Origin of the sequence: Agromyces sp. NPDC058064 (genome assembly GCF_042885275.1) — a bacterium.
Classification (GTDB): domain Bacteria; phylum Actinomycetota; class Actinomycetes; order Actinomycetales; family Microbacteriaceae; genus Agromyces.
Window position 1 is genome coordinate 639,220 of sequence record NZ_JBHVSE010000001.1, and the last position, 20,217, is coordinate 659,436.

The window sequence follows — 20,217 nt, forward strand, 5'->3', positions numbered from 1 at the left end:
GCCCGGGAGCCGAGCACTGGCCCGTGCCACGGCGCGGTCGCGTCGGGCGGCCGGCACCACCCGTGCTCGTGCCGCTGCCGCTACCGTTCGCCGGCCTCGTCGCGCACCTCGCGGTCGGCGGCGTGCTCGAGCACGAAGTAGTAGGCGCGCCCGTCATCGAGCGCGCGGCGGCCGGTCATGACCCCGAGCACGGCGCCGGGGCCGATCCGCACGAACAGGTCGACGATCGGCTGGCCGTCGTACGACATCGCCGCCGTCAGCACGCCGTCGTGCTCGGCCCGCGAGAGGCTGGCCCCGCCGCGAGCGAGCGCGGCGTCGATGACGAGCGATCCGTCGTCGGTCTCGCGCACGATCGGCGCCACGTCGTCGGCCGAGCGGAACAGCTTGCCGTACCAGCGGCTCTTCGAGAGCAGGCGATGAGCGGGATGCAGCGTGCTGAGGCCGGTGCCGCGCCAGAGCCCGCGCAGCTCGGCGGGATCGACCGCGGGCAGCGAGCGCCAGATGCGGGGCAGGTCGTCGGGGGCGACCCGGCCTTCGGCGAGGGCCGCGAGCAGTTCGCCCGGCCGGGGCTGTGTCACCGACCGAGCGGGTTCGTGGGCGCCCGCGTCACGGGCGTCGTCCGCCGAGCGCGACGTCGCGGAGCCGGCCGTCGACGAGCCGGCCGCCGCCGATCGGTGGCCGCCGGGCATCTCGAGCACGGGCTTGACGACGCGGCCGCCGCGGGCGTCGGCGACCGCCGTCTCGACGTCGTCGAAGGCGTAGGTGGTGATGAGCTGCTCGACGGGCAGCCGCCCCGCCCGCCACAGCGCAGCGAGCATCGGCACGTCGCGGGCGACCGCGGCATCGCCCTCGATGACGCCCGTGAGCGTGCGGCCCCACAGCAGCCGCGTCTGCGAGACCGCGACGCGGTTGGAGCCCGGCTTCAGCGCGACCGTCGCGACGACGCCGCGCGACGCGATCGCCGTCAGTGCGGCGTCGATCGCCGGCTCGGACCCGACGGTGTCGAGCGCGTGCGTGAACGGCGCGCCGGGAAGCAGCGCGGCGAGGTCGCCCGGTGCGACGGCCTCGCTCGCGCCGAGCTCGAGTGCGAGCGCGCGGCGCTCGGCGAGCGGGTCGCTCACGACGACGCGCGCGACGCCGCGGTGCGCCGCGGCCATGACGGCGGCGAGCCCCGTCGTGCCCGCTCCGATCACGAGGAGCGCGTCGGCGGGGCCGGGGCGCAGCACGTTGAACACCGCTCCCGCTCCGGTGAGCACGCCGCAGCCGAGCGCCGCGGCGACCGGCCACGGGACATCCTCGCCGATCGCGACCGCGCTGCCCTCGTCGACGACGACGTGCGTGGCCCAGGCGGACTGACCCATCCACCCCGTCGTCACCGGCTCGCCGGCGGCACCGGCCGCCCCCGCCCGCGCGGCGTAGTTGAGCGCGGCGAAGCGGTCGCAGTAGGCGGGGTGGCCGTCGCGGCAGGCGGCGCAGGCGCCGCACGAAGCGAATCCGAGGGCGACGCGGTCGCCGGGCGCGAAGGCGGTGACCGAACGGCCGACGGCCTCGACGAGCCCGGCGCCCTCGTGCCCGAACACCGCCGGGAAGCGGTCGCCCGCCCCGCCGTCGATGCCGAACAGGTCGGTCGGGCAGACCCCCGAGGCGCGCACCCGCACCACGATCTCGTGTTCGCCGGGCTCGGCGAGCGACACCTCGGCGAGCGCGGGCCCGCCGCCGGCCTCGCGCACGAGCGCCGCCACCGCCGCCGTCATGGTCACGCCGGGGTGAGTTCGCGATCGGCCGCCCGGAGCGCGACCTTGTTCACCTTGCCGCCGGCGTTGCGCGGCAGCACCTCGAGCACGACGACGTGCTTGGGCTGCTTGAAGCGGGCGAGCCGGTCGGCGAGGAACCCGGCCAGGCTCTCGGCGGTGACCTGCGCCCCCGGCGCGACCACGAGCGCGGCGACCGGCACCTCGCCCCAGCGCTCGTCGGCGCGACCGTACACGGCGACGTCGAGGATCTCGGGGTGCGCGGCGAGCACGTTCTCGACCTCGGCGCAGTACACGTTCTCGCCGCCGGAGATGATCATGTCCTTCTTGCGGTCGACGACCCAGACGAAGCCCTCGTCGTCCTGCCGGACGAGGTCGCCCGAATGGAACCAGCCGCCCTCGAAGGCCTCGGCGGTCTCGACGGGCTTGCGCCAGTACCCCTTCATCATGGTCGGGCCCCGGTACACGATCTCGCCGACCTCGCCGGTCGCCACGTCGTTCATCTCGTCGTCGACGACGCGGGACTGGATCGTGGGGATCGGCCGGCCCACCGAGCCGAGCTTGCGCAGCGAGTCGGGCCCGCGCAGTACGCAGGTGATCGGCGACATCTCGGTCTGGCCGAAGACGGCGACGTTCATCGCGTTCGGGAAGCAGTCCTCCATCTGGCGCAGGAGCGTGTCGGAGGCGGGGGCGGCGCCCCAGCTGATGATGCGGAGGGCGAGGTCGCGTTCGCGGATGCCGGGCAGCGCGCAGATCGCCTGCCACTGCTGCGGGACGTTGAACACGATGGTCGCGCGCTCGGCCTCCCAGGCGTCGACGATCGCGGCCGGGTCGAAGGCGCCGAGCGGGTGGATGACGGTCGGGATGCCGATGATGAAGTTCGGCGCGATCGAGCCGAGCCCGGCGATGTGGAAGAGCGGCGCGGTCATGAACGAGATGTCGCTCTCGTCGACCACGGCGTTCGCGCGGATGCAGGTGAGCGCCTGCGCGGCGAGGTTGAGGTGGTCGAGCATGGCGCCCTTCGGGCGCCCGGTCGTGCCGGAGGTGTACATGATGAGGGCCGTCGCGTCCTCGGCGACGTCGGGCGCCTCGAAGCCGTCGAGCGGCTCGCCGATGAGCTCGGGCACCGACTCCTGGCCCTCGCCGGCCTCGCCGAGCACGAGCACGCGGGTGAGGCGCTGCGTGATGCCCGAGACGACGCCGACGAGCGGGGCGAGCGGCGCGTCGACGATGATGACCGAGGCATCGGCGTCGTCGACGATGTAGGCGATCTCGGGCGGCGTCAGGCGCACGTTGATCGGCACGGCGATCGCGCCGAGGGTGTTGACGGCGAAGACGGCCTCGACGACCTCGGGGCTGTTGAGGGTGAGCAGCAGTACCCGGTCGCCCTCGGCGACGCCGCGGCGCCGGAGCGCGGCGGCGAGGTGCGTCACGCGCTCGTGCACCTCGCGCCAGCTCGTCGTGCGGCCGAGGTACTTGAAGGCGGTCGCCTCGGGCCGGTTGGTCGCGTGGGTCGCGACCTGCGCCATCCAGTGGTTGCGGCGGACGGCCGGCGGGATGGTCTGGGCGGCGGTGCTCATGTCGGGGGTCCCTTTCGTACGTCGCTGTACGTCCGCCGGTCGGGTCGGCGGGCGAGGTGAAGCCAGTATGCAACGCGCGGCGCAGGATGTCACGCTTTTTGTTAATCACGATTCACCTATCTCGGATCGCCTGCGATAGCCTGAGGCGATGAGTGCGATCGAAGCGACCACCGTTCCCGGCCGCACCAGGCCGAAGGACCGGCGGCAGAAGATCGCGATGGCGGCCGCCGAGGCCTTCTCCGAGCGCGGCTACCACCAGGTGAGCATGGGCGACGTCGCCGCGGCCGTGGGCATCTCGGCGCCGGCGCTCTACCGCCACTTCCCCAACAAGTACGCCCTCTTCGTCGACGCCGCCGAACGCCTCGCGCACGGGCTCCTCGATGCGACCGAGGGCATCGACGCGGCACCCGGCGCGGGCGGGGCATCCGACCCCGACCACCCCGACCACCGCGGGCACGCGACGCAGGCGACCGACGCGAGCGACGCCGCGCGCGCCCGCTTCGACGAGATCGTCGCGGCGGTCACGGCGGTCACCATCGAGAACCGCCGCACCGGCGGCCTGTACCGCTGGGAGGGGCGCTACCTCGAGCCCGACGACCGATCCCGCATCCGCGACGACTTCGTCGAGCTCACCGCCCGCGTCGCCCGGGCGCTCGAGCCCATGCGCCGCGCCGAGGGGCGGCCCGTCGCGCACGACGACGGCATGCTGCTCGCCGCGGGCGTGCTGAGCGTCGTCGCGAGCATCACCGCCCACCACACGAGCCTTCCCCGGCGACCGCTCGCCGAGCTGCTGCTGACCGCCTCGCACGACGTCGCCGAGACCGTGCTGCCCGCGCGCGTCGACGCCCCCGCCGCCGACCCGGCCGGGCTGCCGAGCACCTCGAAGCGCGAGCTCATCGTCCGCGAGGCGCTCGTGCTCTTCCACCGCCGCGGCTACCACGACACCGGCATCGAAGACCTGAGCGCCGCCGTCGGCCTCACGACCTCCGGCTTCTACCGGCACTTCGCGAGCAAGTCCGACCTGCTGCTCGAGGCGTGCCTTCGTGCGAGCGAGCGCCTCGTCGCCACCACCGCCGACGCCCTCGGGCGCTCCGACTCCCCCGCGATCGGGCTCGACCGGCTCGTCGACGCGTACGTCGCCCACAGCTTCACGAACCACGATCTGATGAGCGTGTACTTCTCCGACGCCGGAGCGCTGCCGCTCGCCGAGCAGGAGCGGCTGCGCACGCTGCAGCGCAACCACGTCGACGAGTGGACGGCCCTGCTGCGGGCGGTGCGCCCCGAGCTCTCGGCCGCGGAGGCGCGGTTCCGCGTGCACGCAGGGCTCAACGTGGTCGTCGACATCGGGCGGCTGCTGCACTTCGCGCCGTCGGAGTCGAACCGGGCGGTCGTGTCGGCCCTCGTGCGCTCGGCCCTCGGGGTCGGCCCGACGTACGGACCGACCCCGAGCGCCTGACCGCGCGCCCGCCCCCGGCCGCGGCTCAGCGCTTGCCGCGCCGCCCGTGCATCATGTGCAGCATCCGCTCGGCGAGGTGCATGTCCTTCGCGGAGCGCTCCATGGTGAGCAGGTCGAGCATCGGCTTCATGGTCTGCACCGCGACCGACTTCACCACGCTGAACTCGCGCAGGCCGTCGGCGCCGTGGATGCGCCCGAAGCCCGATTCGCCGCGGCCGCCGAAGGGCAGTCCCGGGATGCCGGCGAAGCCGAGCACCGAGTTGACCGTCACCGCGCCGGCGCGGAGCCGCTCGGCGAGCGCGCGGCCCTTGCGCAGGTCCTTCGTGAAGATCGAGGCGCCGAGGCCGTAGTCGGTGGCGTTCGCGCGGGCGACCGCCTCGTCGAGATCGCGCACGGGGTTCACGACGAGCACGGGCCCGAAGGTCTCCTCGGTGACGACGGCGCAGTCCTCGGGGACGTCGCGCAGCACGATCGGCTGCACGTAGCCGCCCGCGATCGACTCGCGTCCGCCGACGACCGCGACCGCGCCGCGATCGAGCGCCTCGCCGACGTGCCGGGCCACGATCTCGGACTGGCGCGCGAGGGTCATCGGTCCGTAGCTGTCGGATGCCTCGGGCCCGGGGTGCAGCTTCGCGACCGCCGCGACGAGCTTCGCGACGAAGGCCTCGGCGACCCCCTCCTCGACGTAGACGCGCTCGACGCCGGCGCAGGTCTGGCCGGCGTTGCCCATGCCGCCGAACACGGCGAACCCGGCCGCGGCGTCGAGGTCGGCGTCGGCTGCGACGATCATCGCGTCCTTGCCGCCGCCCTCGATCACGACGGGGGTGAGCCGTTCGGCGGCGGCGGCCATCACGCGCTTGGCCGTCGCGGCCGAGCCCGTGAACGCGAGCTTGTCGACGCCCGCGGCGACGAGCGCGGCGCCGGTCGTCGCGCCGTCGCCGACGACGACGCCGAAGACGGCGTGGCCGGGCACCGCCCGGTTCCAGGCCGCCTCGATCCACTTGGCGGTCGCCGGTGCGAGCTCGCTCGGCTTGAAGACGATGGCGTTGCCCGCGGCGAGCGCGTACGAGATCGACCCCATCGGCGTGTAGAACGGGTAGTTCCACGGGCCGATCACGCCGACCACGCCGTAGGGCTCGTATCCGACGCTGGCCGACTGGTTGTAGCTCGCGAGCCCCGAGGCCACCTTGCGCCGCGAGAGCACCTTGCCGGCGCGCTTCGAGGCCCAGTCGAGGTGGGTGAGCGTGAGCACGACCTCGAGCAGCGCGTCGCCCTCGGGCTTTCCGGTCTCCTGGGAGATGACCGCGGCGAGCTCGCGCGCGCCCTCGGCGATCTCGGTCTTCCACGCCTGCAGGTGCTTGCGGCGACCGGCGAAGCCCTGGGCGCGCCACCACTCGGCGGCGCCCCGTGCTGCGGCGATCGCGGCGTCGACCTGCGCCGGGCCGTCGATGGGCCAGCTGCCGACCGGCGACCCGTCGCGGGGGTCGGTCGAGACGAGTTGCGAATCCGTGTGGTCGTCGGCGATGAGCGTCATGGCCGTCCCTTCCTCGTTGAATGAACTGGAGCCTGAAGTGAATGCGGGTTCACTCTAGGGTCTGGTGCGATCCGCCACAAGGGACGGCCTTCAGCCGGCCGTCGCGAGCTCATCGGCGAGGGCGAGCAGCTGGGGAACGCCGTGCTCGAGGCGGGGCGCGAAGACGGTGTCGTCGGGCCGCTCGCCCGCGAGCCAGCGGGTGTAGATCGCCTCGCTGAACACCGCCGACTTCCAGAGCGCGAGCGACTGGTACCAGCGGATCGCGTCGAGGTCGGCGCCGGTCAGCTCGGCGTACCGCGCGGCCAGGCCGGCACGGTCGGGGAAACCGTCGAGGCGGGTGACGGGCGAGAGCTCCATGGTGGTGCCGGGCGATCCCGGTTCGCTCCACGTGGCGGTGAAGTAGCCGACGTCGGCGAGCGGGTCGCCGAGGGTCGCCATCTCCCAGTCGAGCACCGCCGACACCTCGGGCCGGGCGCCGGGCGCGAACATGAGGTTGCCGAGCCGGAAGTCGCCGTGCACGACGGCCGCGCGCGGGGTCGGCGGCACCCGCTCGGCGAGCCGCCGGGCCACGCCGTCGACCTCGGGGAGACGTCGGCGCGACACCTGCTCCCACAGCCCGCCGAAGCGGGCCAGCTGCCGCTCGAGGTAGCCGTCGGGCCGGCCGAGCCCGGCGAGCGGCCCGCTCGCGACGTCGATCGCGTGCAGTCGTGCGAGCGCCTCGACCGCCGCCTCGGCGACGGCCCGGCGCGGCGCGGGCTCGTCGAACCGCGCCGGCAGCGTCTCGGTGATCACGTCGCCCCGGAGGTACTCCATGACGTAGAAGGGCACCCCGAGCAGCCGCTCGTCGTCGCACACCGCGAGGATCCGCGGCACCGGGAAGTCCGCGTCGCGGAGCATCCCCTGCACCCGCGCCTCGCGCAGCATGTCGTGCGCCGATCTCGGCAGCGGAGGTCGCGGCCCGCGCCGCAGCACGAGCTCGGTCTCGCCGCGGCGCAGCAGGAAGGTCGCGTTCGACTGCCCCTCGCCGACGCGCGACCAGGCGATCGGCCCCTCGCCGAGGCGCTGCTCGTCGAGGTAGCGGGCGACGCGGTCGAGCACGAGCAGCGGCGGCGCGGCGAGCGCGGATGCCTCGGCGTCGGTCGCGACGACGTCGCGCCCGTCGGGTTCGTGGCGCAGCGTCATCGGGCGGTCCTCTCGTCGGGCCGGGCGGCGGGGTCGGGGCGGGCGTCAGAGCCGGCGCGGGCGGCGGGCTCGGTACGGGCCGCGGGATCGGGTGCGGCCGCGGGGCGGGGCGCAGCCGTGGCATCCCACCGCGCGATCGCCTCGTCGAGGGAGCCCTCGAGGCGCGGCGGGAACACGGGCGTCGCGGCACCCGAGCGGTCGAGGCGCGGCGCGGGCGCCGGCGCCTCGTGCCCGCCCCACGATCCGGTCCAGCCGCGTGCGACGAGGTGCGGATGCCCCGCGGCCTCGCCGAGATCGAGCACCGGCGTGACGCACGCGTCGGTGCCGTCGAAGTGCGCGGCCCACTCGTCGCGGCTCCGGCGCGCGAAGGCGGCGGTGAGCGCCGACCTCAGCGCGGGCCAGTTCGCGCGATCCTGCCGTTCGCGCTCGTCGAGTCTCGCGGCGGCCGGATCGAGTGCGTCGCCGAGCCCGTCGACGAGCGCCGAGTAGAAGGCGGGCTCGAGGGCGGCGACCGCGACGTGGCGCCCGTCGGCGCACGCGTAGACGTCGTAGAACGGCGCGCCGCCGTCGATGAGGTTGGCCGCGCGCTCGTCGCGCCACGCGCCCGCGCCGAGCATCGCCCGGTGCACGTGCCCGAGCTGCCCGACGCCGTCGACCATCGCGGCGTCGACGACCTGCCCGCGCCCCGAGACCCCCCGTTCGACGAGCGCGGCGAGCACGCCCGCGACGAGGAACATCGCGCCGCCGCCGTAGTCTGCGACGAGGTTGAGCGGAACCGACGGCCGATCGGCCTGGCCGATGGCGTGCAGCATGCCGGTGATCGAGAGGTAGTTGAGGTCGTGCCCGACCCGCCCGGCCCAGGGCCCCTCCTGGCCCCAGCCCGTCATGCGCCCGTAGACGAGGCGCGGGTTGCGGGCGGCGAGCTCCTCGGGGCCGAGGCCGAGCCGCTCCATGACGCCCGGGCGGAACCCCTCGACGAGCACGTCGGCGCGGTCGACGATCGCGCGCACCCGATCGCGCGCGCCCTCGTCCTTGAGGTCGGCGGCGACGATCGTGCGGGAGCGCAGCGTGGTGTCGAACGGATCGATCGCGGGCGCGCCGCCGCCGGGCGACGGGCGGTCGATCCGCACGACGTCGGCGCCGAGGTCGGCGAGCAGCATCGCGGCGAAGGGGGCCGGGCCGAGCCCGGCGAACTCGACGACGCGGATGCCGCGGAGCGGGCCCCGCGCGCCGGACTCGGCCGTGGGGTCGGTCGCGTGGTCGGTCGGGCCGACGGCGCACGCGCTCGCCTCGCCCGGCTCGGCCGTTCGGATGTCGGCATTCACGCGCTGACCACTCCCTCGGGATCAGGCCGGAGGCATCCACCGGCACGCCGCAATTCTGGCGACGTTCGCAAAAACCGTCAAGGCTGACTTTTATCGCCCGGTGTCGCGACGACGCGACGGACCCGTCACTCGCCGAGCAGCTGCGCGCGGGCGAGCCGGCGCCAGAGCACGAGATTCGGCTCGCTCGCCGCGTCGGCGTCCGTGATCGCGTACGTCATCGCGGTGCCGCGCATGCTCGTGACGAGGAGCTCCATGAGCGGGGCGAACTCGGCCCGCGCGGCCAGTTCGTCGCCGAAGAGCCGGCGCTGCGTGTCGAGCAGGATGCCGCCCATCCGACGTTCGGTCGGCAGGAGGGCGGCACGGAGCGCCTCGTCGTGCCGCGCCGCGAGCCACAGCTCGAGCGAGGCGAGGAACTCGGGCTGCCCGTTCGACGCCCACATCGCCGTGATCGCGGCGTCGATGCGGGCGCCGGGCTCGTCAGGCAGCTCGAGCTCGCCGAGCTGCGCGCCGAGCCTCGTGGCCGCGAGGTGATGCACGGCCGCGACGAAGAGCTCGTCGCGCGAGGGGAAGTGGTGCAGCAGCCGACCTCGCGAGACCCCGGCGCGCTCCTGCACCCGCACGGTGGTCGCCGCGGCGTAGCCCTCCTCGGCGAGCACGCGCACGGCGGCATCGAGGATCGCGGCCCGGGTGCGGAGCCCGCGCTCCTGCACGGGGCGGCGCGGCCCGGCGGGCTCCCCGGTCATGCGGCCTCCTCGGTGGGCGGGTGCGCGCCGGCGGACACGGCGCGGGCCGGCGTGCACCGGCGTGTGGGCCAGACGCTACCAGCCGCAGCCCGCCGGTCAGTCGGAACCGACCGGGGGTTCCGCGAGTTCGATCCAGGCCAGTGTGCGGTCGACGGCCTCGGCGGGGTCTCCCTCGCCCCCCGCCTCGACCCAGCTCGTGAGCGCGGCGAACGTCGCCGCCTGCATGGCCGCGGCGAGCGCGCGGCAGGTGCCCGCCGAGGCGCCGGGCAGCCGGCTCCCGAGGAAGGCGGCGAGCCGGCCGGTCCAGGCGCGGTCGGCGGCCGCCGCGGTGGCGGCGAGCTCGGGCTCGCTCGCGATCAGGCGGAACCAGGCGGCGGCGCTGCGCCGCACGTGCGGGTCGTGCGAGACCGAGGCGACGATCGCGCGGCGCACCGCTTCGCCGACCGGCGTGCCCGGGCTCATCTCGGCGATCGATCGCGCGAGCCGGTCGTTCGCCGACTCGACCTCGGCCCACGCGATGCGATCGCGGGTGCCGAAGTGCCGCATGAGGGTTCGCGTGCTCACCCCGGTGGCGTCGGCGAGCTCCTTCCAGCCGGTCGCCGCGTAGCCGCGCTCGGACCAGAGGGCGAACGCCGCTTCGGCGACCGCGTCGCCGTCGACGATGGTCGGGCGTCCGCGGCCTCGCGCGGGGGCATCACCGTTCGACAAGGGTTCCACAGCCGCCTCCGAGTATTTTGACGTAGTGTGTCAAATATAGTCTTCGCTCCTCGAATCGGAAGGAAACACACCATGACCCGCAAGTACGTCGTCACCGGCTCCGCCTCGGGCATCGGCGCCGCGACGAAGCGCGCGCTCCTCGAGCAGGGCGCGACCGTGATCGGCGTCGACCTCCGCGACGCCGACGTCGAGGCCGACCTGTCGACCGCCGAGGGGCGCGAGGCGGCGGTCGCACGCGTGCTCGAGCTCTCCGGCGGCGTCGTCGACGGGGTCATCGCCTGCGCCGGCATCGCGGCGCCCGCCCCGATCACGGTCTCGGTCAACTTCTTCGGCGTCACCGCCGTGCTCGAGGGGCTGCTGCCGGCGCTGCGCGCCTCCTCGGCTCCGCGCGCCGCCGTCGTCTCGTCGATGGCCTCGCTGCAGCCCGTCGCACCCGCGATCGTCGACGCCGCGCTCGCGGGCGACGAGCCCGGCGCACTCGCCGCCGCCGCCGCGCTCGCCGAGCAGGGCCCCGAGCTCGGGTACCTCTCGTACCCGTCGTCGAAGCGCGCGCTGTCGCGCTGGGTGCGCCGCGAGTCGATCACCGAGGCCTGGGCGGGCGCGGGCATCCCGCTCAACGCGGTCGGCCCCGGCACGGTCATCACCCCGATGACCGCGGGCCTGCGCGACAACCCCGAGGGCCTCGCCATGGTCGACGCGGCCGTGCCGATGCCGCTCAACTACCACCAGCCGGCCGAGTCGATCGCGAACCTGCTCGTCTGGCTCACGAGCGAGCAGAACACGCACATGGCCGGGCAGACGATCTACTGCGACGGCGGCGCCGACGCCACGCTGCGGGGCGACGACATCTGGTCGTGGAACGACCCCGCGATCACCGCGTAACGCTCCCACGCGAACAAACCGGGCCCGGCACCTCCTCATGGGGTGTCGGGCCCGTCGCGCGCACCCGACACGACCCCCTGGGGCGGTGTCGACCCCCCGCCTCGACCGGTTACCCCTGCACCGGCTCGATGTCGGCGACGCGCATCGTCGCTCCCGCACGGGCGGCGAACGCCGTCGCCGTCGCCGCGATCGTGCGCTGCATGACCTCCACCGCCGCGGTCGGTGCGACGCCCACCGGGCGCGCGAGGCTGATCGTGCGGGCGAGCCCGGCGGCGTCGAGCCGTGCCGAGCGCAGGCCCGGGCGGTCGATGAGCACCATCGCCGGCACGATCGCGACCCCGAGCCCGCGCTCGACGAACCGCAGCACCGCGTCCATCTCGGCGCCCTCGAGCACGACCTCGGGCGTCAGCCCGGCCGCGGCGAAGGCGGCATCCGTCGCCGCGCGGAGGTCGTAGCTCGAGCTGAACACGATCTGCGGCAGCGCGGCGACCTCTCCCAGCCCGATCCGATCCCCCGTCGTGATGGGCGGTGCCCCGGCCGACGAGATCACGACCAGCTCCTCGACGAGCAGGGGCGCCACGGTGAATCGCTCGGCCGAGGAGGCATCCGTCGTGGTGATGAGGGCGAGGTCGAGCTCGCCGCCGGCGAGCTCGTCGAGGAGGCGGCGCGATCCCTGCTCCGAGAGGTGCAGCTCGATGCCGGGATGCTCCGCGTGGAACGCGCTCAGCACCTCGGCGACGAGGCTGATGCAGAGGGTCGGGGTGGCGCCGAGGCGCACCCGGCCCCGCTCGAGGCCGGCGAGCTCGGCGAGCTCGCGTCGGACCGACTCGGCGTCGGCGAGCATGCGGCGAGCGAGCGGCAGCAGCGACTCGCCCGCGACGGTCAGCGTGCTGCCGCCGCGCGCGCGATGGAAGAGCTCAGCGCCGAGGTCCTGCTCGAGGGCGGCGATCTGGCGGCTGAGGGAGGGCTGCGCCAGGTAGAGCTCTTCGGCCGCCCGGGTGAAGTTGCCGAACCGGGCAACCTCGACGAAGCTGCGCAGCTGCTCGAGATTCATATCAATAGCCTATGCGCATCGTCGGTAGTTCGAAGATGCATTGGAGTAATCGAAAGCACGAACCTAGCGTGGAGCGCATGACCACTTCAGCCAGCCTTCCCGCCGAGCGGCAGATCTCCACCACCGTGCTCGTCATCGGCACGGGCGGCTCGGGGCTGCGTGCCGCCATCGAGCTCGCCGAAGCCGGCGTCGACGTGCTCGCGCTCGGCAAGCGCCCCAAGTCCGACGCTCACACCTCGCTCGCCGCCGGCGGCATCAACGCCGCCCTCGCCACCATGGACGCCGACGACAGCTGGCAGCAGCACGCCGCCGACACCCTGAAGGAGAGCTACCTGCTCGCCGACCCCCGCACGGTCGAGACGGTGACGAAGGGCGCCGCCCAGGGCATCGACGACCTCGAGCGCTACGGCATGCCCTTCGCCCGCGAGGCCGACGGCCGCATCTCGCAGCGCTTCTTCGGCGCGCACACCTACCGCCGCACCGCCTTCGCGGGCGACTACACCGGACTCGAGATCCAGCGCACGCTCGTCAACCGCGCCGCGCAGCTCGACATCCCGATCCTCGACACCGTCTACGTCACCCGCATCCTCGTGAACGACGACGGCGCGGTGTTCGGCGCCTACGGCTTCGACCTCGACGACGGCACGCGCTACCTCATCCACGCCGACGCCGTCATCCTCGCCGCCGGCGGCCACAACCGCATCTGGCGTCGCACCTCCTCGCGCCGCGACGAGAACACCGGCGACTCGTGGCGCCTGGCCGTCGAGGCGGGCGGTCGCGTACGCGACCCCGAGCTCGTGCAGTTCCACCCCTCGGGCATCATCGAGCCCGAGAACGCCGCCGGCACCCTCATCTCCGAGGCGGCGCGCGGCGAGGGCGGCATCCTCACCAACGGCCTCGGCGAGCGATTCATGCACGAGTACGACCCCGAGCGGCTCGAGCTCTCGACGCGCGACCGCGTCGCCCTCGCCTGCTACACCGAGATCAAGGAGGGGCGCGGCACCCCCAACGGCGGTGTCTGGCTGGATGTCTCGCACCTCCCCCGCGAGACGATCATGCAGCGCCTCCCCCGCGTCTACCAGACCATGCTCGAGCTGCAGATGCTCGACATCACAAGGCAGCCGATCGAGATCGCGCCGACCGCGCACTACTCGATGGGCGGCGTCTGGGTGCGCCCCGACGACCACGGCACCGACGTGCCCGGGCTCTACGCCATCGGCGAGGCATCCAGCGGGCTGCACGGCGCGAACCGGCTGGGCGGCAACTCGCTCATCGAGCTGCTGGTCTTCGGGCGCATCGTCGGCCGCGCGGCCGCGGCCTACTCCGCGTCGCTCGACGCGCAGCGCCGCTCGGCCGCCGCGGTGCAGACCGCGCGCGACGAGATCGCCGCGCTGCTCGGAACCGACGGCACCGAGAACGTTCGCGCCCTCCAGCGCGCCATCCGCAACACGATGACCGAGCACGCCGGCGTCGTGCGCGACGAGCAGGGCCTCCTGACGGGGCTCGCCGAGCTCGACGCGATCGAGGCGCGCATGGGCGACCTCGGCGTGCACCCCGACATCGCCGGCTACCAGGACCTCGCGCACGCCTTCGACCTCAAGTCGGCCGCGCTCGCGGCCCGCGCGACGCTCGAGGCGGCGCTCGAACGTCGCGAGACCCGCGGCTGCCACAACCGCAGCGACTACCCCTCGATCGACGAGTCGCTGCAGGTGAACCTCGTCTGGTCGCCCGCGACGGGGGTGACGCGCGAGTCGATCCCGCCGATCCCCGAGGAGATCGCGGCGCTCATGCGCGAGGTGTCGACGGTGGGCAAGCTCGTCGAGTAGCGACCGCGGTCGGCCGCCGCCGCGAGCTAGTTCGCGGCGGCGGCGGCCGCGAAGAGCGGCGCCACCACGAGGAGCGAGTCGGCCCGGTCGAGCAGCCCGCCGAATCCCGGGAGCCACGCGCCCGCGTCCTTGACTCCGGCGTGCCGTTTCACCATCGAGGCGATGATGTCGCCGAGCGGGGCGCCGATCGCTGCGGCGAGCAGCAGCACCCAGCTGAACTCCCGGGTGACGGCCAGGACTCCGGCCGCGGCGAGCGCGCCGCCCAGCAGTCCGGCGATCGTCTTGTTCGGCGACACCGCGAAGGGGCGCAGCCGCGCCCCGGGCAGCCGACCGAGGCTCTTCCCGACAGCCCAGCTGGCCACGTCGGTGACCGCGACGGTCAGGATCAGGAGCGTCAGCTCCTCGTGGATGATCACGAGCTGCGCCGGCGCCCACACCAGCCACAGCATCCCGAAGGCCGCGGCGGTGGCGCGCGGGAGCGCGGCCTCGGGGTCCTGGCTGAGCACGGGAAGCACCGCCGCAGCCAGCAGCGCGAACGGCAGCCACGCACCGACGGCGGCGGGGTTCACCGCCGCCAGCACCGGGGCGCTGACGCCGGCGGCGATCAGGACCCAGCGGTCGGCGGTGCTGAGGCCTGCCAGCCGCACGTACTCGACGATGCACACCACGCTGACCGCGATCGCCACGACGACCGCGCCGGCGACCCCGATCGCCTCGGCGACGCCGACGATCACCCCGATGACCGCCCACGTCAGCCACCTGCTGCGGATGGTCGGGTTGCCGAAGGCCAGCACGGGCAGCGCGGTGGCCACGAGCAGGACGAGCCCGACGGTCGCAGGAGCGCTGAGTCCGAACCAGCTCATGCGTCGACCGTTCGGAGGGCGCGCCGCGCCGCTCGGACCCGGATCGCGGCCGTCACCGTCGAGCCGACGACGATCACCGCCGAGCCGACGACGATCACCGCGTCGACGGGCACCCAGATGAACGCGAGCGACATGAGGAACACGACGAGCGTGCGTTCGGTTTTGCCGAGCGGTCCGCCGTTGAGCCGCGGTGCACCGGCGGCCGCGGCGGCGAGCGAGACGAAGGTCGGCCACGACGCGGCGGTCATCGCCACGAGGGCGGCCGCGAGCGCCGGTGCGGCGCCCGTCTGCCAGGCGAGGATGCCGATCGCGGCCAGCGGCAGCAGGTCGGAGACGCGGTCGCCGATCTCGTTGAGGAGGAATCCGAACGGGCGGCTCACCCCTCTGTCCCGAGCCACGGCGCCGTCGAGATTCGCACCGGCGAGCCTCCCGACGAGTCCGACGAGCACCACCGGCCACCATCCGATGAGCAACCCGGCGGCGGCCACGGCGGCGAAGGCGACCCCGACGGCGGTGAAGGCGTCGGGCGACCACCCGCGCCGGACCGCGATGCCGACGAGTCCCTCGAGGCGCCGGGTGAACCACGGCTTCGCCGCGTACAGGCCGCGCATCACGACCACCACCGGATCACGAAGCCGAGGCCGAGGGGGAACAGCGCCAGGCACACGGCCTGCACGGCACCGAGGCACGGCTTCAGGTAACGCGAGAGCAGGCCGCCGACGATCCAGCCCATCCCCCCGACGATCGCGATCCGGCCGAGGCGCGGCAGCATCGCGGCGACGACGTCGGCGAAGTCCAGCCCCAGTTCACCCGCGCCGTGCGCGTAGACCTTCACGGGGATGCCGTTGAACATCTGGCTCGCGAACGCGCCCGCCGGATCGGTCGTGAGCTGGTCGAGGGCCGTCTCGTGCATGCGCGGCGTGGTCAACGGGGTCGGAACCGGCACGCCCTGCGAGACGAGCCACCAGGTGGCGAGGATGCCCGCGGCTGAGGCGATCGCGGTCGCCCCGATCATGAGCGGGCCGCGCCAGGAGCGCCCGACGGTGCAGACGAACAGCAGGAGCGGCAGCTCCGCGACGAGCGGCCAGACGATGCCCTCCGCGAATGCCCACGCGGTGACGAGGGCCATGCCCGTCGCGGCGAACGCCATGCGGCGGATCCTGGCCCACGCCCGGCCGGGGCGCTGGCGGGCGGGCTCCCGGATGAGCTCGTCGATGACGCCGAGCGCCGCTGCCGCGGACTGCTCGGCACGCCCCGACTCGACCGTGAACGGTTCGCCCCACCGCACTTCGACGGGCCGGCGTCGGATGAGCCGTCGCTCGGCCGGGAGGAGATCACCGGTGCCGACGAGGCCCACGGGCAGGACGGTCGCGCGCGACGCGGCCGCGAGCTCGAACGCGCCGCGCTTGAAGCCGGCGAGCTCCGGCGTGCGACGGCGACTGCCCTCGGGGAACACGACGAACACGACGCCCGCGGCGACGGCCGGCGCTGCGGCCAGCAGGTCCGCCATCCCCCGGCGATCGCGCCGGATCGGCCAGATGCCGACCAGCCATCTCGCGATGAGCCGGTTTCGCGTGCTGCCGAACCAGTAGTCGGCCGCGGCGACGAACGTGACCGGCCTGCTCCGGCCGAGGGTCGCGAGCAGCACGGCGGTGTCGGCGTGGGAGGAGTGGTTGGCGACCACGACCAGCGGGCCGGCCGGAAGGGGCGGCCGCTGCGCGAGCGGGATCTGGTCGGAGCGGCGCCCGGCCGGGATCGTCGTGACGCCGTCGGTGACGATCGAGAGGATCAGGCCCCAGAGCTTCGAGCGCCAGTACGACACGAAGCCGAGCCGGCGCACCCGTCTCGTGGTGGGCGGTGCTGGAAGCCGGAGGGACGCGGTGTCGAGCACGGTCCGGCTCCCGTCATCCTCGGCGCTCGCGAGCCCGGCCGATGCCGATGATGGCGACGCCGAGCAGCACGAACGCGGCCAGGATGCCGGCGATGTAGCCGAGGGCCGAGCCGTACCCGGCGATGTGCGGGTCGAGGAAGCCGTAGGGGTACCACCACGCCGCGCTGCCGTCCGGGTTGGCCACGCGCTCCCCGCGGACCATCGTGTAGACGGCCCACCCGAGCGGGTAGCTGACGATGACGGCGAGCGACCACCACGGCAGCGCCCGGCGCCGACTGGCGAACAGCAGGTCGATCACGAATGCGATCGGCAGCACCACGTGCAGCGTCTCGGTGGCCCACTGGTCCATGAACGAGACCCAGCCGGGGTCGGTGGCGGCGATCGGCGCCGGGTCGCCGCGCAGCAGCACGTTGAACACGATGCCGAGCAGGATGACCGGTCCGGTGACTGCGGCGAGCGCGAGCGCGATGCCGATCGGCTCGCGCGAGGGCGCGGGGTGCCGCAGGCTCCACCGGGCCGCGATCGCGAGCACGACGACGCTGAGGATCGACGACACGATCGTGAACAGGCTGAAGTAGTTCGCCAGCACGTCACTGCGATCCTCGCCGGTGCGCATCGCACGGTCGATGTTGACCAGGAGCCCGGCGATGACGCCCGAGCTCGCGATGCCGGCGACGGCGATCCTGAACCATACCCAACGCATGAGACCCCCCACGGTTCGATGCAGCTGTATCCGATTGAGGACGTTGTAGCCCTCTCGCCGGCCGGCCGCACCAACCTTGGCGGCAAAGTTGAGGATTTCTTGATTAAGTCGCCCCGCGATTGTGCGAGAGCTCCAAGGTCGTCCCCCTGTCGGGGGACCGTCAGACCATCACTCGCCCGACCGCACCGCCCGCTCGATCAGCACCCGCACCTCGGGAACGAGTTCGTCGACCGGCCCCTCGACGGGCAGGCCCGGTGCCACCAACGTGATCGGCAGCGCCGCGACCGGTGACGATGCGGCGCCGAGCTCGCGCCGTCATCCCGAGATCTGCTCCGCTGAGGCGACGTAGACGACCCGGCCGAGGCCGACCCAGGCGTGCGCCGCCGAGCACATCGGGCAGTGCTCGCCCGAGGTGTAGACGGTCGCCGCCGCCCGCTCGTCGGCGCTGAGGTTCGTCGCGGCCCACCGGGCGATCTCGAACTCGGGATGCCGCGTCGCATCGCCCGTGCTCTCCTCGCGGTTGCGGTCGGCGAAGCGCTCGCGACCGTCGGCGTCGACGAGCACCGAGCCGAACGGGCCGTCGCCGCCCGCGAGCGCCTCCTCGGCGAGCGCGACCGCACGGCGGAGATGGACGAGATCGGCATCGGAGATCGTCATGGAACCAAGTCTGGCGCGGAGTGGCACCGATGGCGAGCGGCCCCCTCGCCCGACCGCGCGCGCTCGCCTAGGCTGTCGGCGTGAGCCGAGCGCTGGACGAGGGGCCGTTCTTCCACGGCACGAAAGCCGAGCTGCGGAGCGGCGACCTGCTGACGGCGGGCTTCCGGTCGAACTACCGCCCCGACGTCGTGATGAACCACATCTACTTCACCGCCCTGCGCGACGGGGCCGGCCTCGCCGCCGAGCTCGCGGCCGGCGACGGCGACCCGCGCGTCTACCTCGTCGAGCCGACCGGGCCGTTCGAGGACGACCCGAACGTGACCGACAAGAAGTTCCCGGGCAACCCCACCCGCTCCTACCGCAGCGCCTCCCCGCTGCGGGTGCTCGGCGAGGTCGCCGAGTGGACGCGGCTCACGCCCGAGGCGCTGCAGGAGTGGCGGGAGCGGCTGGCCGCGCTCCGCGCCGACGAACGGGGCGAGATCATCAACTGATCCCGGCGTCGCACGTCCCGCGCACTCGATAGCCTGTGCAGGCGACGAGCGCGCGACGATCCTGCCGCCTCGACCATTCGCACCGCCCCCACCTCGAGGAGTTCCACGTGACCATCCAGCGCATCCAGCCCGGCCCCCGCATGAGCCAGGCCGTCGTCCACGGCGACACCGTCTACCTCGCCGGCCAGGTGGCCGAGGGCGCGACGGTCGTCGAGCAGAGCCGCGCCGCCCTCCAGCGCGTCGACGAGCTGCTCGCGAGCGTCGGCAGCGACAAGTCGAAGCTGCTCAGCGTGACGATCTACCTCGCCGACATCGCGAGCTTCGCCGACATGAACTCGGTCTGGGACGCGTGGGTCGACGGCGACAACGCTCCCGCGCGCGCCACCGTCGAGGCGAAGCTCGCCACCCCCGACTACTTCGTCGAGTTCGCGGTCACGGCCGCGATCTGATCCGGTCGGCCCTCCACCGATGGGCCGGATGCCGCAGCCCACGCCATCGCGTGCGGGCGAGGCATCCGGCCCGTCGCGTGTCACCTTGACGCGACCGAAACCCGCACGGAAGTATGACCGGATGCCGCTTTTCGACCACCTCGGGCTCAGCGTCGACGACCTGCCCCGCTCGATCGCCCAGTTCGACCCCGTGATGCAGGCGCTCGGCTGCACCCGGCAGGACGCCGACAACGGAGTCTCGTGGTACCTGGGCGAGGAGGAGCTGATCCTGTTCCCGGCACGCGACGGATCGGGCCCGCACCGCCACGGCCGGGTCGGCTGGCAGCATCTCGCGTTCCCGGTCGCCTCGCGCGACGAAGTCGACCGCCTGCACGCCATCGCCGTCGACGCCGGGTGGACGGCCGTGCGCGACCCGAAGCCGTACCCGCGCTTCAACGAGCGCTACTACGCGTCGTTCGTCGAGGACGACAACGGCATCCGCTTCGAGTTCATGCACAACCCGCCGAAGGAGTCGGTCGCGGGCTGAGGGCCCGGGCGGCTCAGGCGGGCGTGCGCCGCGTGTGCACCATCCGCCAGTTGACGGGCGCCCAACTGGCGCCGTCGTCGAACGAGAAGTCCTGCTCCCAGACGGGGTGCGGACCGTCGGTGTCGAGCCAGCGGAATCGGGCGAGGAAGTGGACGCCCCGGTACTCGGCCGGGCCGATGAACGTGCCGATGCCGTCGTCGAAGCGGCCGCGCACCGGGTCGTCGAGCACCCCCGGTCGCGAGGCCGACGCCCACCAGATCGCCCACTCGTCGGTCTCGGGCACGTAGAGGCGCAACGAGTAGCCGTCGAAGGCGGTGCCGTCGGCCAGCGTGCCACGAGTCTGGTCGGCCGTGCCGAGTCCGCCGAGGATGCTCTCGACCTCGGCGACCGAGTCGAACTCGACCCAGGTGTCGCAGGCCGGATCGAGCGCGTCGGTCAGCCGCCGGTGGCGCACCGTCCAACTGCCGAGGAGGAAGTCGAAGTCCGTCGAGGTCATGGCCGTACGGTATCGAGTGCCGCCGACACCCGGCATCGTCATCGTGCCGCCGCCTGCGCTACGTTCGTCGATGTAGACGCCGTCGACACCC

At 73.6% G+C, this 20,217-nt stretch carries 20 protein-coding genes; 6 read left to right on the forward strand and 14 right to left on the reverse strand.

Going from position 1 to position 20,217, the window contains the following annotated elements; genetic code table 11:
* Positions 1 to 80: 80 nt before the first annotated feature.
* Positions 81 to 1,754 (reverse strand): alcohol dehydrogenase catalytic domain-containing protein, encoded by a 1,674-nt coding sequence (locus ACFVSL_RS02990; protein ID WP_386939312.1) that lies wholly within the window; start codon positions 1,752 to 1,754, stop codon positions 81 to 83.
* A gap of 2 nt (positions 1,755 to 1,756) precedes the next feature.
* Positions 1,757 to 3,331 (reverse strand): long-chain-fatty-acid--CoA ligase, encoded by a 1,575-nt coding sequence (locus tag ACFVSL_RS02995; RefSeq protein WP_386938360.1) that lies wholly within the window; start codon positions 3,329 to 3,331, stop codon positions 1,757 to 1,759.
* Between the two features lie 148 nt (positions 3,332 to 3,479).
* Between ACFVSL_RS02995 and ACFVSL_RS03000 the strand changes: the two genes are divergently transcribed.
* Positions 3,480 to 4,787, forward strand: coding sequence for a TetR/AcrR family transcriptional regulator (locus ACFVSL_RS03000; protein WP_386938362.1), 1,308 nt, complete (start codon positions 3,480 to 3,482; stop codon positions 4,785 to 4,787).
* Positions 4,788 to 4,812: 25 nt separating this feature from the next.
* On the opposite strand, the gene ACFVSL_RS03005 is transcribed toward ACFVSL_RS03000, so the two are convergent.
* The 5 genes from ACFVSL_RS03005 to ACFVSL_RS03025 all read right to left on the reverse strand — a co-directional run bounded on the left by ACFVSL_RS03005 (position 4,813) and on the right by ACFVSL_RS03025 (position 10,288).
* Positions 4,813 to 6,321: an aldehyde dehydrogenase family protein gene (locus tag ACFVSL_RS03005; RefSeq protein WP_386938364.1), complete on the reverse strand. Its 1,509-nt coding sequence runs from the start codon at positions 6,319 to 6,321 to the stop codon at positions 4,813 to 4,815.
* A 90-nt stretch (positions 6,322 to 6,411) separates the two neighbouring features.
* On the reverse strand, positions 6,412 to 7,503 hold the full coding sequence (locus tag ACFVSL_RS03010; RefSeq protein ID WP_386938366.1) for a phosphotransferase family protein: 1,092 nt from the start codon (positions 7,501 to 7,503) through the stop codon (positions 6,412 to 6,414).
* On the reverse strand, positions 7,500 to 8,828 hold the full coding sequence (locus ACFVSL_RS03015) for a CaiB/BaiF CoA transferase family protein (protein WP_386938367.1): 1,329 nt from the start codon (positions 8,826 to 8,828) through the stop codon (positions 7,500 to 7,502). The genes ACFVSL_RS03010 and ACFVSL_RS03015 overlap by 4 nt, the downstream gene beginning before the upstream one ends.
* 125 nt (positions 8,829 to 8,953) lie before the next feature.
* A complete protein-coding gene (locus ACFVSL_RS03020) occupies positions 8,954 to 9,571 on the reverse strand; it encodes a TetR/AcrR family transcriptional regulator (RefSeq protein ID WP_386938368.1) in 618 nt (205 codons plus the stop codon).
* Between the two features lie 96 nt (positions 9,572 to 9,667).
* Positions 9,668 to 10,288 (reverse strand): TetR/AcrR family transcriptional regulator, encoded by a 621-nt coding sequence (locus ACFVSL_RS03025; RefSeq protein ID WP_386938369.1) that lies wholly within the window; start codon positions 10,286 to 10,288, stop codon positions 9,668 to 9,670.
* Positions 10,289 to 10,360: 72 nt separating this feature from the next.
* Here ACFVSL_RS03025 and ACFVSL_RS03030 point away from each other — a divergent pair, with 72 nt between their 5' ends.
* Entirely contained in the window at positions 10,361 to 11,170 is an 810-nt protein-coding gene (locus tag ACFVSL_RS03030) for an SDR family oxidoreductase (protein WP_386938371.1), read from the forward strand.
* Positions 11,171 to 11,279: 109 nt separating this feature from the next.
* On the opposite strand, the gene ACFVSL_RS03035 is transcribed toward ACFVSL_RS03030, so the two are convergent.
* The gene (locus tag ACFVSL_RS03035; protein WP_386938373.1) at positions 11,280 to 12,224 is read right to left on the reverse strand and encodes a LysR family transcriptional regulator; all 945 of its coding nucleotides are present in this window, start codon (positions 12,222 to 12,224) and stop codon (positions 11,280 to 11,282) included.
* Positions 12,225 to 12,301: 77 nt separating this feature from the next.
* On the opposite strand from ACFVSL_RS03035, the gene ACFVSL_RS03040 reads away from it, so the two are divergent.
* On the forward strand, positions 12,302 to 14,050 hold the full coding sequence (locus tag ACFVSL_RS03040; RefSeq protein WP_386938374.1) for an L-aspartate oxidase: 1,749 nt from the start codon (positions 12,302 to 12,304) through the stop codon (positions 14,048 to 14,050).
* A gap of 26 nt (positions 14,051 to 14,076) precedes the next feature.
* Here ACFVSL_RS03040 and ACFVSL_RS03045 read toward each other — a convergent pair whose 3' ends face one another.
* The 5 genes from ACFVSL_RS03045 to ACFVSL_RS03065 all read right to left on the reverse strand — a co-directional run bounded on the left by ACFVSL_RS03045 (position 14,077) and on the right by ACFVSL_RS03065 (position 18,164).
* Positions 14,077 to 14,913 carry a phosphatidate cytidylyltransferase gene (locus tag ACFVSL_RS03045; RefSeq protein WP_386938376.1) on the reverse strand — a complete coding sequence of 279 codons (837 nt, stop codon included), beginning with the start codon at positions 14,911 to 14,913 and terminating at the stop codon, positions 14,077 to 14,079.
* Positions 14,910 to 15,524 carry a CDP-alcohol phosphatidyltransferase family protein gene (locus ACFVSL_RS03050; RefSeq protein ID WP_386938378.1) on the reverse strand — a complete coding sequence of 205 codons (615 nt, stop codon included), beginning with the start codon at positions 15,522 to 15,524 and terminating at the stop codon, positions 14,910 to 14,912. The genes ACFVSL_RS03045 and ACFVSL_RS03050 overlap by 4 nt, the downstream gene beginning before the upstream one ends.
* Positions 15,524 to 16,804 carry a 1-acyl-sn-glycerol-3-phosphate acyltransferase gene (locus tag ACFVSL_RS03055; RefSeq protein ID WP_386938379.1) on the reverse strand — a complete coding sequence of 427 codons (1,281 nt, stop codon included), beginning with the start codon at positions 16,802 to 16,804 and terminating at the stop codon, positions 15,524 to 15,526. The genes ACFVSL_RS03050 and ACFVSL_RS03055 overlap by 1 nt, the downstream gene beginning before the upstream one ends.
* 13 nt (positions 16,805 to 16,817) lie before the next feature.
* Positions 16,818 to 17,507: a Pr6Pr family membrane protein gene (locus ACFVSL_RS03060; RefSeq protein WP_386938381.1), complete on the reverse strand. Its 690-nt coding sequence runs from the start codon at positions 17,505 to 17,507 to the stop codon at positions 16,818 to 16,820.
* Positions 17,508 to 17,822: 315 nt separating this feature from the next.
* The gene (locus tag ACFVSL_RS03065) at positions 17,823 to 18,164 is read right to left on the reverse strand and encodes a nucleoside deaminase (protein ID WP_386938382.1); all 342 of its coding nucleotides are present in this window, start codon (positions 18,162 to 18,164) and stop codon (positions 17,823 to 17,825) included.
* Positions 18,165 to 18,244: 80 nt separating this feature from the next.
* Between ACFVSL_RS03065 and arr the strand changes: the two genes are divergently transcribed.
* The 3 genes from arr (at position 18,245) to ACFVSL_RS03080 (ending at position 19,630) form a co-directional block, all read left to right on the forward strand.
* The gene (arr, locus tag ACFVSL_RS03070) at positions 18,245 to 18,655 is read left to right on the forward strand and encodes an NAD(+)--rifampin ADP-ribosyltransferase (protein WP_386938384.1); all 411 of its coding nucleotides are present in this window, start codon (positions 18,245 to 18,247) and stop codon (positions 18,653 to 18,655) included.
* 107 nt (positions 18,656 to 18,762) lie between these two features.
* On the forward strand, positions 18,763 to 19,104 hold the full coding sequence (locus ACFVSL_RS03075; protein ID WP_386938386.1) for a RidA family protein: 342 nt from the start codon (positions 18,763 to 18,765) through the stop codon (positions 19,102 to 19,104).
* A gap of 121 nt (positions 19,105 to 19,225) precedes the next feature.
* Positions 19,226 to 19,630, forward strand: a complete 405-nt coding sequence (locus tag ACFVSL_RS03080; RefSeq protein WP_386938387.1) for a VOC family protein — start codon at positions 19,226 to 19,228, stop codon at positions 19,628 to 19,630.
* Positions 19,631 to 19,643: 13 nt separating this feature from the next.
* Here the strand turns inward: ACFVSL_RS03080 and ACFVSL_RS03085 are convergent, their stop codons facing one another.
* The gene (locus tag ACFVSL_RS03085; protein ID WP_386938389.1) at positions 19,644 to 20,126 is read right to left on the reverse strand and encodes a hypothetical protein; all 483 of its coding nucleotides are present in this window, start codon (positions 20,124 to 20,126) and stop codon (positions 19,644 to 19,646) included.
* Positions 20,127 to 20,217 lie beyond the last annotated feature (91 nt).